Genomic DNA, 13237 nt, shown 5'->3' with positions numbered 1-13237 from the left:
TTTTTAATTTAATGAGTTTTCGTTTTTATTTTTGGATTTGATATGACAGAACAAAAAGAGTTCCCTTGGATCAAAAACTATCCTGAAGGGGTACCGGCGACGATCAATCCCGATATTTATTCTTCTTTGCCCGATTTTGAAGAAAAAATTGCTGAAGAGTATGGCAATACCCCTGCATTTCAAAATTTCGGCTGCACTATGTCTTATAAAGAGCTCGATGAAAAAAGTTCTGCTTTTGCAGCTTATCTTCAGAGCTTAGAAGGAGTCGAAAAAGGTGACAGAGTTGCCGTCATGATGCCGAATCTGATGCAGTATCCTGTCACTTTGTTCGGTATTTTGAAAGCCGGAATGATTGTTGTTAATGTCAATCCGCTCTATACAGCCAGAGAGTTAAACGGCACCTTAAAAGACTCCGGTGCTAAAGTTCTTGTCATCATCGAGAACTTCGCTAAGACTTTCGAAAAAATTGCTTCCGACAGTCCTGTTAAGCATGTCGTTACTACCAAGGTTGGTGACCTTTTATCTTTCCCGAAAAAACAAATCATCAACTTTGTTCTGAAGAACATTAAGAAGATGATTCCTCCGTTTAACCTTCCGGATGCGGTGGAATTCAACCAGGCTTTGAGCATCGGGGCTTCCAAAGGATATAAACCGGTTGAAATTAAATCTGACGATGTTGCCTTCCTTCAGTACACCGGCGGGACTACAGGCGTCTCTAAAGGCGCCATGCTGACACACCGCAATGTGCTGGCCAACATGATGCAGACCGGAATCTGGATCTCCAAAGAATTTAAGAAGAGAGAAGAAGTTGTGATGGTCGCTCTTCCGCTCTATCACATTTTCTCCTTAACCGCGATGTGCAGTTTCCTTCAATGGGGTGCCAAGTGCGTTCTCATCACTAATCCGCGAGACATGAAGGGATTAGTCAAAGAATGGGCAAAGAACAAATTTACCGTTATCTGCGGCGTCAACACCTTATTTAACGGTCTTCTGCGAGTGCCGGAATTCAAGAATCTTGACTTCTCAATGCTGAAGTTAACCGTCGGCGGCGGAACTCAGGTTCAGAAGCCGGTAGCTGAAGCGTGGTTTGACTCAACAAAAGGTCATATTATTGAAGCTTATGGCTTAACCGAAGCTTCTCCGGGCGTATCTGCTAATCCGATGTACACACCATGGAACGGCTCTGTCGGCTTTCCATTCCCATCAACTGAAGTCTCTATCCGCGGTGAGGGATTTAGAGATTTGGGAACTTGGACAACACCTAACGAGATTCAAGAACATACCGGTGAGATTTGCGTTCGCGGTCCGCAGGTTATGAAAGGGTACTGGAACAGACCGGATGAAACCGCCGCTACTATTCGCGACGGCTGGCTGCGAACAGGCGATATCGGTAATATGGATTCCAACGGTCGAATTACGATTACGGACCGTCAGAAAGACATGATTCTTGTTTCCGGATTTAACGTTTATCCGAACGAAATTGAATCTGTCCTTCAAGGCATGCCCGGCGTGCTTGAATGCGGCGTTGTCGGCGTACCAAGCGAAAAATCCGGTGAAATGGTTAAGGCTGTCATTGTTAAGCAGGATCCTTCTTTGACTAAGGAACAGGTTATTGCTTATTGCCGCCAGAATCTGACCGGTTACAAGATGCCGAAAGAAATCGTCTTCGTGGATTCAATTCCTAAGACACCTGTAGGAAAGATTCTCAGAAGAGAATTAAAAGGCATTGTTCAGAAGTAAAATTCTTCTAAACGAGATCCCGGGAGGCTCAAGGTTTTCCCGGGATTTTTTGCAAAAAAGGCCAGGCTGCTTCACACTTATTTCTTGGCAGTCCTCAATTTGAAATCCTCTCTAACTTATTCGGTAAACAAAAATGAAGAAAATTAAAGTCGGTATCGTCGGCGGAAGCGGTTACACAGGCATTGAGTTGCTCAGACTCTTGACGCAACATCCGAACGCAGAAATTGTCACCATCACCAGCCGAGGAGAAGCTGGGACCCGCGTTGAAGATATGTATCCCTCTCTTCGAGGAAGAGTTGACTTAGTTTTCCAGGATCCGAGGGAAGCACCTCTTAAAGAATGTGATGTCGTATTTTTTGCCACACCGCATGGGGTTGCTATGTCCATGGCTGAAGAGCTGACCAAAAACGGAGTGAAGGTCATCGATTTGGCAGCTGATTTCAGACTCAAGGATACGGAAGAGTTTAAGAAGTGGTACAAGATGGAGCACACTTGTCCGGATATTTTGAAAAAAGCCGTTTACGGGCAACCCGAAACCATGCGCGACAAAATGAAAGACGCAATGGTATTGGGCATGGCAGGCTGCTATCCGACTTCCATCCAATTAGGATTGCTGCCTTTGCTTGAACTTCACAAGAAAGTCGGCAATATAGTTGATATTAAACAAACAATCATTGCCGACAGTAAATCCGGCATCAGCGGGGCAGGAAGAAAAGCAGCCGTTAATTTGCTCTGTGCAGAAGCAACGGATAACTTTAAGGCTTATGGAGTAGGCGGTCACCGCCATTCTCCTGAGATTGTTCAGCAGTTAAGTGAATTCGCCGGCGAAAAAGTCTCTTTGACCTTTATTCCCCACTTACTTCCGACGATTCGCGGAATCTTTTCCACTATTTATGTCCAACTGACCGAGAAGGGCATGGAGCAAGATTTTCAAAAGCTCTATGAAGAACGCTACGCTAACGAACCGTTTGTTGATGTGATGCCTAAGGGGGCGTTGCCTGAGACACGCATGGTAAGAGGCTCTAACTACGTTCGTATTGCTCTTTACCGTAAAGAACCGAACTTATTGGTTGTCCTTGTTGTTGAAGACAACTTGGTAAAAGGCTCTTCAGGCCAAGCAGTTCAAGCAATGAATATTCTGTTTGGATTGCCGGAAACAACCGGATTAGAACAGATAGCTCTGGCTCCTTAATCTTGTGCAGACACAAAAAAGCCGAGACAATATTGCTCGGCTTTTTTGAACAATTTCTTTTCTTAAAGCTTGTGAGCCACTTCCGGATTCAAAGAATACATTCCGGTAACGGAGCCGGCGGCAAGGATGTGGCCTTTCATGACTTCGAGGACGTCTTCCGCTGTGAAGGGACCGGACAATGGTAAAAGTGGAAAGTCTACGGCATAGACCGTAAAGACATAGCCGTGCGGGCGCAGATCATTCCACGGAGGACATGGACCGTCGTATCCGTAATACTTGCCTCTCATCTCCGGATCATCGGCAAAGGCTTGGGTATAGTCATTAAGACCTTGCCGCATCCCATTTGCGCAAGCCGGCCCTTTCTTTCCGTGTGGAACGAACCCCTTGGACAATGTCCCTGGATCGATGCAGGACTCCTCAGGAGAGATGTCAACCAAAATCCAGTGGTGGAAGTCTGTTCTCGGGGCATCTGCCGGAATAGTGCAACCTTCTTTATTCGCCGATGAAAAATCGGCAGGGACATCGTGATCCGTGCAAAGAAGGATTAACGACTTAGTACCTGCAGGTGCGTTAGACCAAGCGATTTGCGGATTCCGGTTGCCTGCGGGTACGGTGTGTTCGCCGGGAGTGCTAGAAATTTTGGCAAAGGCGAAACCTTCAGGGATTCTCTGCCCATCAGGGAAGGAATCGCTCCAAACTCTAAAAATACTTTCCATTTTGTCTCCCATTATTTGTTTTTTGGAATCTGCAGCCAGAAAGTTACGGGACCGTCGTTGATCAGAGAAACTTTCATGTCTGCACCAAAAATTCCAGTTTCTGTCTTTAATCCGGAAGCTCTGACCTCTTCAGTAAAGAGATCATAGAGTTCCTTTGCCAAGGCCGGTTCGGCAGCGGGAGTAAAGCTCGCACGGTTGCCGCTGTTTGTGTCGGCGGCTAACGTGAACTGAGAAACCACGAGAATTTCTGCTTTTGTATCAAGAGCACTTAAATTCATCTTGCCGGCTTCGTCTTCGAAGACTCGGAATTTAAGGACTTTCTGCGCAAGTGCTTTAGCATTTGCCGCAGTATCGCCCTTTTGTGCGCAGACAAGAAGAAGCAGGCCTTTTCCAATGCTTCCCGTGGTTTGGCCGTCAACTTTGACGCTGCTTTCCAGCACGCGCTGAAGAAGGGCAATCATCTTAGGCCTTAGTCAAAGTGATTTTGGCCCATTTGCGCTTGCCTACCTGAACGGTGTACTGACCGGGTTTAAGTTTGTAGGTCTTGTCGGCAATCTTTTCACCGTTAATGTGTACGCCGCCTTGTTCAATATTTCTGTAGCCTTCGGAAGAAGTCGGGACCAAACCGGCTTCTTTAAGCACTTTGGCTAAAGAGGTTTCATCCGCATCGGTTGTGACGGTTACTTCCGGCATGTCGGCCGGAGCGGCGCCTTTCTTGAAGCGGTTGATAAATTCTTGTTCTGCGGCATCAGCAGCTTCTTTGCTGTGGAAGCGTTCAACGATTTCCTTGGCTAAGAGGACTTTGATGTCTCTGGGGTTTCTGCCTTCTTCGCATTCTTTCTTGAACTGAGCGATTTCTTCGTTGCTTCTCAAAGAAAGAAGATCGTACCAATTCCACATCAAATCATCGGAGACAGACATCATCTTGCCGAACATTTCATTCGGTTCGTCGGTAATGCCGATGTAGTTATGTTTGGACTTACTCATCTTGTTGACGCCGTCAAGACCGACAAGAAGAGGCATTGTGATGATGCATTGCGGTTCCTGACCGTATTGGCGCTGGAGTTCACGGCCGACTAAAAGATTGAATCTCTGATCGGAACCGCCAAGCTCAACATCGGATTCCAAGGCAACGGAGTCATAACCTTGCATCAATGGATAGATGAGTTCATGCATGGCGATAGGGGCATTTTCTGCATAGCGCTTAGCAAAATCATCACGCTCCAAAAGACGAGCCAAGGTGTAGCGGGATGCTAATTTAATGAGTCCGTCGGCACCGAGTTTGTTTGTCCATTCGGAGTTGTATCGAACCTCAGTCTTGCTTTTATCCAAAACCAAAGTTGCCTGATCTAAATAAGTCTTAGCATTAGTTTCGATTTGTTCGCGTGTGAGTGGCGGACGAGTCGTGTTTCTGCCGGAGGGATCGCCGATAGCACTTGTAAAGTCACCGATCAAGAAAATAACGGTGTGACCAAGATCTTGGAATTGACGAAGTTTGTTTAAAACAACTGTGTGCCCAATATGGATATCCGGAGCAGTTGGATCTAACCCTAATTTGATGCGCAGGGGTTTTCCCGTAAGCTCGGATCTGGCGAGTTTTTGTTCCAACTCTTCCTCAATTAACATCGTGTCAATTCCTCTCTTAATCAAGGCCATGGCGCTCTTGACTTTAGGAGAGACCGGTAATTTTTTCTCTTGAACTGTATCAGTCATTGTCGGAAACATCCTGAAAAAAGCTAAGGTAATCTATAAGGGACTGGAAAACGATTATTTACTATAATTGCGACGCTTCAATTCGAAGCAGGCCTATTCCAATCCGAACCGTAATTTTATCTGACAAAAGTCTACTATTTGCTGGCTAGGGAAGGGAGTTATTTTTTATTAATTGTTAGTGAGTGAATAAGCCGTGATGATGAATTTTAAGATGCTGATGAAAGCGTTAGGAACAAGCTGTTTAGTCTTAGCTTGTACGGTTTATTCATCCCATTCGGCTATATCCGCAGAAACTGCACAACCATCTAAAGTTGTTGAAAAGGCCGGAGAAGTGGATCTCGGCGCCCTCATTCAAGAGTGGGCCGGAGAGATGGACCATGTTTATGCTGAAACTGTCATTAGAAATAAAGACAACAGCAACAAGATTTTTGAAAGATTAGGAATTAAAGATAACGCTTTTAAACGTTACGTTAATTCCATCAAACCTAAAGAAAATCCTTTCGCAAGATTAGTCCCCGGAAGATTGATTCAGGCAAGACTGACTCCGAAGGGTGAAGTTATCGCAATTAAATTATTCAAACCGATTGACACACTTTCTGAAGATATTACCTATTTTCAGATTAGCCGTTCTAACACAGGCAAGTCAAAGTTTGTTCATGAAAACAAGACCAGCGCTTTTACGACTTTGCCGGTTGCTGCCTCCGCTTATGTAGAACGTACATTAGACGGTGCCGCTCAGTCTGCGAAGATTCCTGCCGGGGTTATGAAGCAGGTCAAAGAACAGTTGGGCGACTCCTTTGATGTTAAGAAGGTTGCTAACGGCGATTCTTTCAATGTTATTTATGAAAGAAGACAGCTTGACGGGGCTGATTTAGGCCCGGGACGTCTGCTTGCTCTTGAATTCTTCGGAAAAGACAAGACGGTTGAAGCCTACTGGTTTGAAAATGATAACTTTAAAGGCTACTTCAATGCAGATGGAGAAAGCGTTGAAAAAACATTCCTCCGCATGCCTTGCGAAGCTCGTTTAACTTCAACTTTCAACCGTGTTAGAAAGCACCCCGTGACTGGTCGTCTTCGTCCTCACTGGGGAATTGATTTGGCAGCTCCGACAGGAACCCCAATTTATGCTTCCAGCGACGGCAAGATCGTTACCAAGCGCTATCAAAGAAGAGGCTACGGCTACTGGTTAGAGATTGATCACGGATCCGGATACTCTTCAATTTATGCGCACATGAGCAAGTATGCTCCCGGTATGAAGGAAGGAGTTCAAGTTAAGAAAGGTCAGCTCATCGGCTACGTGGGAAGAACAGGAATGGTTACCGGTTCTCATCTCCACTATGAGCTTAAGCACAACGGACAGCAGATTAATCCTTTGACTGCTGATCTGCGTACGGGCGAGCCTCTCAAAGGAGCCGTGAAGCAAGAGTTCGACTTGGCTATTTCTCCTATTAAACGTCAGCTGGCACTCTTGGGAAAATTCCATTTGGCGCATAACACCAATTCTTCAGTTTCTATAGAGTAAGAGTCAAAGTTAATAAAGGCCTCCGTTTGGAGGTCTCGTTTTTTATGAGCATTTATATCGGGATGATGTCGGGCACCAGTCTGGACGGAGTGGATGCCGTAGCCGTACGGTTCGAATCGAACACGGGGCTTGAAGTTCTCGGTTCTAAGTCAATGAACCTCTCGGAAGAGCTGCGCACGCTCTTGCTGTCACTTTGCTTTTCCGGTCCGGATGAAATTAATCGCAGCCAAATTGCCGGCAATCAGTTGGCACAAATCTACGCCGAGACTTGTCATGCTCTTCTGAAAGATTTGGACTTGTCTGCGTCCCATATAATAGCGATTGGGGCTCATGGACAGACCGTCCGCCATAACCCGCAAAACGGAGCCACAACTCAGCTTATCAACGGCGCTTTGCTGGCGGAACTAACGCAAATTGACACGATCATCGATTTTCGAAATCGGGATATTGCAGCGGGAGGACAGGGCGCTCCGCTTGTACCGGCTTTTCATGCATCTGTTTTTGCTTCTGATGAGCCTCGAGCAATTGTAAATTTCGGAGGCATTGCCAATGTCACTTTCCTGAGAAGAAGAGGGGAAGAAGAGAAGACTTTCGGTTTTGACTGCGGACCGGCTAATATCCTTTTAGATGCTTGGGTTAAAGAGAATTTAGGCTTTACGTATGACAAAGATGCTAAATGGGCTAGAACCGGGGTCTTAGATGAAGGTTGGCTCAGCTATCTTTACAGTTCGGAGCCTTACTTCAGCCAATCTTGTCCGAAAAGTACGGGTCGAGAGTTGTTTAACCTCAAATGGCTCAATAAGCACCTTCGTGCCGGAATGAAACCGGAAGACGTGCAGCACACTTTAACTGCTCTGTCGGCGTTAGCGGTGGCAAAAGACATCGAAAAATATCAGCCGGAGACTAAGGAAGTTTTTACCTGCGGAGGAGGCGCCAGAAATCCGCTCTTAATGGAATACTTGCAAAAGTATCTGCCGGGTAAAATCGTACAGCCAACGGATATTCTTGGACTTAGTACACAAGATGTTGAAGGTGCGGCATTTGCATGGCTGGCAAAGCAATTCGTGGAAAGATTGCCCGGCAACTTGCCGTCTGTTACGGGAGCAAAAGGACCGAGAATTCTGGGAGCTCTTTATCCGCACTAGAGAGAGCCGGGGAAGCAAAGAAAAATCCCGTCCAACGTGTATTGAACGGGATTGAAGTGAATTCTGAACTCTACTATACGGAGAAGCTGGAGCCGCAGCTGCAAGTTGTGGTGGCGTTCGGGTTCTTGATAACGAACTGAGCACCTTCCAAGTCTTCCTTGTAGTCGATTTCAGCGCCGACAAGATACTGATAGCTCATAGAGTCGATGAGCAATGTAACGCCGTTTTTTACCATTGTGGCATCGTCTTCGTTGATTTCTTCATCGAATGTGAAGCCATATTGGAAACCGGAGCATCCGCCGCCTTGGACGAAAACTCTTAATTTCAGATCAGGGTTTCCTTCTTCTTCAATCAATTCTTTAACTTTGAGGCTGGCAGCATCAGTAAAAATGATTGGATCCGGAAGCTTGATTTCTTCAGCGTTTGTTTGAGTATTATCTGCCATTTCTTTTATTCCTTAAAAGATAATTAGTTGTTGATAATTATATGGAAGTCGTCAAGGTAAAAAAGAAAGAATATTCAAAAAATAACAATCTTTTCTCGGAATTCTGTACATAACTCTCGGAAGAAGCTGAGATTGTCCCATGTCACCACTATAATTTGGTGACTATCTTTAACAATTCCGGAGGGTAACCGTGTTTAGTAAGGACAACACCATCGAAAAGACTGATCCAGAAGTATGGGCAAGCATCCAAAGAGAAAGCCAGCGACAGGAAGAACAGATTGAACTGATCGCATCCGAAAACTACACATCCCCTGCCGTTCTTCAGGCACAGGGCAGTATTCTGACAAATAAGTATGCTGAGGGCTACCCCGGAAAAAGATATTACGGCGGTTGTGAATACGTTGACGAAGTTGAAACACTGGCTAAAGAACGCGCTAAGAAGCTTTTCTGCGAACCATGCGGCGTTGAAATGGCTGTGAATGTACAGCCTCACTCCGGTGCACAGGCCAATATGGGAGTGTTTTTTGCATTGCTTAATCCCGGCGACACCGTCATGGGAATGTCCTTGGCAGAAGGCGGTCACCTTTCCCACGGCATGAAACTTAACATGTCCGGCAAGTGGTTCAACGCCGTCAGTTATGGTCTGAATGAAAAAGAAGCTATCGACTACGACGCTTTGGAAAAGCTGGCTCTCGAACATAAGCCGAAACTCATCATTGCCGGCGCCTCTGCTTATTCATTGCATATCGACTTCAAGCGCTTTGCAGAAATTGCTAAGAAAGTTGGCGCTTATTTCATGGTGGATATGGCGCACTACGCCGGCTTGATTGCAGCCGGTGTTTACCCTTCTCCTTTCCCTTATGCCGATATTGTCACAACTACAACTCACAAGACATTGAGAGGGCCAAGAGGCGGCATGATTTTCTGCAAGCCGGAATTGGAAAAACAAATTAATACTGCTATGTTCCCGGGTATTCAGGGTGGTCCGTTAATGCACGTCATTGCCGGTAAGGCCATCGCCTTGCATGAAGCCTTGCAGCCTGAATACAAGGAATATCAAAAGCAGGTTATCAAAAACGCAGCTGTCTTCGCCGATGAATTGCAGAAGAGAGGATTGCGAATTGTTTCCGGCGGAACTCAAAGCCATGTCATGTTGGTTGACCTCCGTTCAAAGAACATTACCGGTAAAGAAGCAGAAACCGTTCTTCACGATGTCGGTATTACCGTAAATAAAAACTCCATTCCTAATGATCCGCAAAAACCATTTGTCACGAGCGGCATCAGAATCGGTTCCCCTGCTATGACAACAAGAGGCATGAAGGAAGAAGAAGCACGTGAAATTGCTTCCTTAATTGCCGACGTTTTAGATGCTCCTCACGACGAGGCGGTACTGAAGAACGTTAAAGAAAGAGTGCAGAGCCTTGTTGCTCGCTTCCCGGTCTACAGAGAACCATAGAAGTCGAGAGAGTGATGAATTGTCCATACTGCGGGTACGAGGATACTCAGGTGATTGATTCCCGAACTAGCGATGAGGGAACAACCGTTCGAAGAAGACGCAAGTGTCCTAAATGTGACAGCAGATTTACGACCTACGAGAAGGTTGCTTTGTGCATTCCCGTCTTAATTAAAAAAGACGGTTTGACCCGAGTGCCTTACAGCCAAGAAAAGTTGAGAAATTCAATGCAATTGGCTCTAAGGAAAAGACCGGTTAAAGCAGACCTTCTTGAAGAGGCGATTGATAGGATCGAGAGAAACCTGAAGCTGAGAAAAGAGAAAGAAATTTCGACCAAGGAAGTCGGAAAGTTGGTGATGAGCGAGTTAAGAAAACTCGACTCGGTCGCTTATCTTCGCTTTGCTTCAGTCTACTTCAATTACTCCAAGCCTGAGGACTTCACTGAGGCTTTGAAAAAACTCGGAGACGTTCTCGAAAGGGAGAAAAGCAAATGAGTTTTTCTGATATCAGTTTCATGAAGAGGGCGTTAGCTCTTGCTGAAAACGCCCTCCCGAACTGCCCTCCGAATCCGGCCGTCGGCTGTGTGATTGTAAAAGACCGCAAAATTATCGGCGAGGGATTCACCCAGAAAACGGGGGAGGCTCACGCTGAAGTAATGGCGCTTCGAGACGCTCAATCCAGAGGCGAGAGCGTTGAAGGAGCAACGGTCTATGTCTCGTTGGAACCTTGTTCGCATTATGGACGGACTCCTCCCTGTGCTTTGGCGTTAATTAACGCCAAAGTCGGGCGCGTAGTTGCAGCTTTGAAAGACCCGAATCCTGCCGTTGCGGGAAGAGGCTTAAAGATGCTCGAAGAGAATGGTGTGCAGGTTGAATCCGGTATTTGTGCAGAAGAGGCCGAAGAAATGAACATCGGTTTCTTAAAACGGATGAGAACCGGGCTTCCTTTCGTCCGAAGCAAAATTGCAATGAGTTTGGACGGCGACATTGCGTTAAGCAATGGCCAAAGTAAATGGATTACCGGCAAACTTGCCCGAGAAGACGGGCAGATGTGGAGAGCTCGTGCAGGCGCCATCTTGACGGGTTCAAGCACTGTTGCAGTTGATAATCCGCAGTTGAACGTAAGACTCCCTGATGTTCAGAGACAGCCTTTGAGAGTCATAGTTGATTCTCATTTAACGCTTAATCCTGAGCTTAGGATTTTTGAGACGGGGCCTGTGCTTTTAGTATGTGCTAGGTACGATATAGTCCGTGCTCAAGTGTTCGACGACATGGGTGTTGAGGTTCTGGAACTACCGGCTCCGGACGGCAAAGTAGACTTACAGGCTTTGATCAAAGAACTTGCTAGGCGCGAAATCAATGAGATTCATGTTGAAGCGGGCCCGAAATTAAACGGTGCTTTGACTGAACTAGGTCTTATTGACGAGTATCTGATTTACATGGCTCCTAAGCTTTTGGGAGGGGGAATGCGTGCTTTCCGTTTGCCGTCGTTTCATAATTTGGAGGAAGTCCCTCAACTGGAATTCAAATCGATGCAGAAAGTCGGCGAAGATGTCAGATTTCAGCTTAGACCGTTAAAATAAGAAGATTAACTTTAGAAAGGAAGAAGATGTTTACAGGAATTATTCAGGCTGTCGGCCGAATTCGTGACAACGAAGAGATTGGTGATGGATTGAGAATTCACGTAGAAGCTCCGGATTTGGGACTCGACAGTGTGAAGATCGGAGACTCTATCGCTATCAACGGCGCATGCATGACCGTAGTTGAGGTCGATGAAAAACGATTCAAAGTTGACGTTTCGGCCGAGTCCTTAGAGAAGACCGCCGGTCTTGACGGCTGGGGCTACGTAAACCTTGAGAAAGCCATGAGACTCGGCGATCGCCTTGACGGCCATATCGTCAGCGGCCATGTTGACGGTGTCGGCGAAGTTGAAGTGATGGAACAGAAGGCGGAATCTTGGCATTTGGTTGTCAGATGCCCGATGAAGCTCGCAAAATTCCTGGCATACAAAGGATCAATCACCATCAACGGCGTCTCTTTGACAATTAATTCTGTTGAAGATACTCCTGCCGGAACAAGAGTTTCCATTAACTTGATTCCTCATACTTTTGAACACACTTCTTTCAAGTACACCAAGAAGCGTGACCTTGTTAATGTTGAGGTTGATACCGTGGCTCGCTACATTGAGCGTATGTACTCATTGTCACATTGCTAATTATTTTTAAAAATTAAATATTCTGGGTGCTTAAGAAGGTGCGAAGAAGATACCTTCTAAGCACCGCTTTGTTAGAATCAAAAAATCTCTTTTCTAGGAGTCAGTTGTGGCTATTAATTTCATTGAACCAAATAAAGACGGAAGCGCATTAAGGGTCGGTATCGTTGTTGCAAGATTTAACGAGTGGGCCTGCAACGCCATGCTCGAAGCTTGTCTTGCTCAATTGAAGAAGCTTGGAGTTAAGGAAGAAAACATCACTGTCGTGACAGTTCCCGGCGCTCTCGAGATCCCGTTTGCACTTTACCAGCTTTACGAATCCACAGAATTGGAAGCCATGGTCGCAATTGGCTGTGTTATCAGAGGCGAAACTTATCATTTCGAATTAGTTGCTAACGAATCCTCCAGAGGCATTACCGACATGATTGGCGCCGAAGCCATTTCTATTGCTAACTGCATTCTGACTGTTGAAAACGAAGAACAGGCAAAAGCAAGAGTTGTAGAAAAAGGTACGGACGCTGCTAATGTTGCCGTAGAAATGGGTAACTTAAAAGTAAGAACTGACAAACTGCTTGGCTACGGACAAGCCGAGTAGTAAACAAGGAATAACGAAGATGGCATCACAGCAATCTGACTCTCCTGTTGCCAAGAAACGCGGCGGCAGAAGTGCACGCAGACGTGCAAGAGAGTTTGCTCTTCAAGGCATTTATCAATGGCTTTTAACCGGAAATGATCCGGACGGTATCGATCTCAACATTTACGAGATGGAAGGTTTCTCTGAAACCGATTCTGATTTTTATCGCGAATTGTTTCACGGTGCCGTTGAAGACTTTGCCGGACTTGAAGAGGTTTACCAAAAACATTTGGATCGCGAAACCAAGAGCCTTTCTCCGGTCGAAAGAGCTATTCTTTTGATTGGTACCTATGAGTTGAAGCATACCACTACACCTTATCGTGTTGTCATTAACGAAGGTGTCGAGCTTGCTAAGAGCTTTGGCGGTACGGACGGTTTCCGTTATGTCAACGGCGTTCTGGATAAATTGGTTCCGGAACTTCGTCCGCACGAAGCTAGATAATGCCGGCAGATGCAGACGAAGTTC

14 protein-coding genes are annotated in these 13237 nt (G+C 46.0%); 10 read left to right on the top strand and 4 right to left on the bottom strand.

Going from position 1 to position 13237, the window contains the following annotated elements; translation table 11 throughout:
• The first annotated feature begins 42 nt into the window (after positions 1–42).
• Together RDK53_RS08180 and argC are read left to right on the top strand one after the other, a co-directional pair.
• Complete coding sequence (locus RDK53_RS08180) at positions 43–1740, top strand: AMP-binding protein (RefSeq protein ID WP_308514113.1); 1698 nt, start codon at positions 43–45, stop codon at positions 1738–1740.
• A gap of 133 nt (positions 1741–1873) precedes the next feature.
• A complete protein-coding gene (gene argC / locus RDK53_RS08175; protein WP_308514112.1) occupies positions 1874–2932 on the top strand; it encodes an N-acetyl-gamma-glutamyl-phosphate reductase in 1059 nt (352 codons plus the stop codon).
• Between the two features lie 62 nt (positions 2933–2994).
• Here the strand turns inward: argC and RDK53_RS08170 are convergent, their stop codons facing one another.
• Genes RDK53_RS08170 through tyrS form a run of 3 tightly spaced genes read right to left on the bottom strand, consistent with a single transcriptional unit; the run spans position 2995 to position 5361 of the window.
• On the bottom strand, positions 2995–3648 hold the full coding sequence (locus tag RDK53_RS08170; RefSeq protein WP_308514111.1) for a YbhB/YbcL family Raf kinase inhibitor-like protein: 654 nt from the start codon (positions 3646–3648) through the stop codon (positions 2995–2997).
• An 11-nt stretch (positions 3649–3659) separates the two neighbouring features.
• Positions 3660–4109, bottom strand: coding sequence for a D-aminoacyl-tRNA deacylase (gene dtd, locus RDK53_RS08165; RefSeq protein WP_308514110.1), 450 nt, complete (start codon positions 4107–4109; stop codon positions 3660–3662).
• 1 nt (position 4110) lies between these two features.
• Positions 4111–5361 carry a tyrosine--tRNA ligase gene (gene tyrS, locus RDK53_RS08160; RefSeq protein ID WP_308514109.1) on the bottom strand — a complete coding sequence of 417 codons (1251 nt, stop codon included), beginning with the start codon at positions 5359–5361 and terminating at the stop codon, positions 4111–4113.
• A gap of 196 nt (positions 5362–5557) precedes the next feature.
• On the opposite strand from tyrS, the gene RDK53_RS08155 reads away from it, so the two are divergent.
• Together RDK53_RS08155 and RDK53_RS08150 are read left to right on the top strand one after the other, a co-directional pair.
• The gene (locus tag RDK53_RS08155) at positions 5558–6883 is read left to right on the top strand and encodes a M23 family metallopeptidase (protein WP_308514108.1); all 1326 of its coding nucleotides are present in this window, start codon (positions 5558–5560) and stop codon (positions 6881–6883) included.
• 44 nt (positions 6884–6927) lie between these two features.
• On the top strand, positions 6928–8028 hold the full coding sequence (locus tag RDK53_RS08150; protein WP_308514107.1) for an anhydro-N-acetylmuramic acid kinase: 1101 nt from the start codon (positions 6928–6930) through the stop codon (positions 8026–8028).
• Between the two features lie 73 nt (positions 8029–8101).
• Here the strand turns inward: RDK53_RS08150 and erpA are convergent, their stop codons facing one another.
• The gene (gene erpA, locus RDK53_RS08145; RefSeq protein WP_066595251.1) at positions 8102–8473 is read right to left on the bottom strand and encodes an iron-sulfur cluster insertion protein ErpA; all 372 of its coding nucleotides are present in this window, start codon (positions 8471–8473) and stop codon (positions 8102–8104) included.
• Between the two features lie 190 nt (positions 8474–8663).
• On the opposite strand from erpA, the gene glyA reads away from it, so the two are divergent.
• The 6 genes from glyA to nusB all read left to right on the top strand — a co-directional run bounded on the left by glyA (position 8664) and on the right by nusB (position 13213).
• The gene (glyA, locus tag RDK53_RS08140; RefSeq protein WP_308514106.1) at positions 8664–9929 is read left to right on the top strand and encodes a serine hydroxymethyltransferase; all 1266 of its coding nucleotides are present in this window, start codon (positions 8664–8666) and stop codon (positions 9927–9929) included.
• A 14-nt stretch (positions 9930–9943) separates the two neighbouring features.
• On the top strand, positions 9944–10420 hold the full coding sequence (gene nrdR / locus RDK53_RS08135) for a transcriptional regulator NrdR (RefSeq protein WP_308514105.1): 477 nt from the start codon (positions 9944–9946) through the stop codon (positions 10418–10420).
• A complete protein-coding gene (gene ribD / locus RDK53_RS08130; protein ID WP_308514104.1) occupies positions 10417–11508 on the top strand; it encodes a bifunctional diaminohydroxyphosphoribosylaminopyrimidine deaminase/5-amino-6-(5-phosphoribosylamino)uracil reductase RibD in 1092 nt (363 codons plus the stop codon). The genes nrdR and ribD overlap by 4 nt, the downstream gene beginning before the upstream one ends.
• A 26-nt stretch (positions 11509–11534) precedes the next feature.
• Entirely contained in the window at positions 11535–12140 is a 606-nt protein-coding gene (locus tag RDK53_RS08125; RefSeq protein ID WP_066595243.1) for a riboflavin synthase, read from the top strand.
• Between the two features lie 106 nt (positions 12141–12246).
• On the top strand, positions 12247–12732 hold the full coding sequence (ribH, locus tag RDK53_RS08120; protein WP_308514103.1) for a 6,7-dimethyl-8-ribityllumazine synthase: 486 nt from the start codon (positions 12247–12249) through the stop codon (positions 12730–12732).
• Between the two features lie 19 nt (positions 12733–12751).
• Entirely contained in the window at positions 12752–13213 is a 462-nt protein-coding gene (gene nusB / locus RDK53_RS08115; RefSeq protein WP_066595238.1) for a transcription antitermination factor NusB, read from the top strand.
• Positions 13214–13237: the final 24 nt, after the last annotated feature.

It is taken from the genome of uncultured Turicimonas sp. (assembly GCF_902477955.1).
Classification (GTDB): domain Bacteria; phylum Pseudomonadota; class Gammaproteobacteria; order Burkholderiales; family Burkholderiaceae_F; genus Turicimonas.
This window is presented reverse-complemented; position numbering and strand designations above follow the sequence as displayed.

Excerpts from the sequence above, each read along its gene's own strand:
- RDK53_RS08170 (WP_308514111.1), bottom strand. The coding sequence starts at position 3,648 with ATGGAAAGTATTTTTAGAGTTTGGAGCGATTCCTTCCCTGATGGGCAG.
- RDK53_RS08150 (WP_308514107.1), top strand. The coding sequence starts at position 6,928 with ATGAGCATTTATATCGGGATGATGTCGGGCACCAGTCTGGACGGAGTG.
- dtd (WP_308514110.1), bottom strand. The coding sequence starts at position 4,109 with ATGATTGCCCTTCTTCAGCGCGTGCTGGAAAGCAGCGTCAAAGTTGAC.
- RDK53_RS08155 (WP_308514108.1), top strand. The coding sequence starts at position 5,558 with ATGATGAATTTTAAGATGCTGATGAAAGCGTTAGGAACAAGCTGTTTA.
- argC (WP_308514112.1), top strand. The coding sequence starts at position 1,874 with ATGAAGAAAATTAAAGTCGGTATCGTCGGCGGAAGCGGTTACACAGGC.
- erpA (WP_066595251.1), bottom strand. The coding sequence starts at position 8,473 with ATGGCAGATAATACTCAAACAAACGCTGAAGAAATCAAGCTTCCGGAT.
- ribD (WP_308514104.1), top strand. The coding sequence starts at position 10,417 with ATGAGTTTTTCTGATATCAGTTTCATGAAGAGGGCGTTAGCTCTTGCT.
- nrdR (WP_308514105.1), top strand. The coding sequence starts at position 9,944 with ATGAATTGTCCATACTGCGGGTACGAGGATACTCAGGTGATTGATTCC.
- tyrS (WP_308514109.1), bottom strand. The coding sequence starts at position 5,361 with ATGACTGATACAGTTCAAGAGAAAAAATTACCGGTCTCTCCTAAAGTC.
- RDK53_RS08180 (WP_308514113.1), top strand. The coding sequence starts at position 43 with ATGACAGAACAAAAAGAGTTCCCTTGGATCAAAAACTATCCTGAAGGG.
- RDK53_RS08125 (WP_066595243.1), top strand. The coding sequence starts at position 11,535 with ATGTTTACAGGAATTATTCAGGCTGTCGGCCGAATTCGTGACAACGAA.
- nusB (WP_066595238.1), top strand. The coding sequence starts at position 12,752 with ATGGCATCACAGCAATCTGACTCTCCTGTTGCCAAGAAACGCGGCGGC.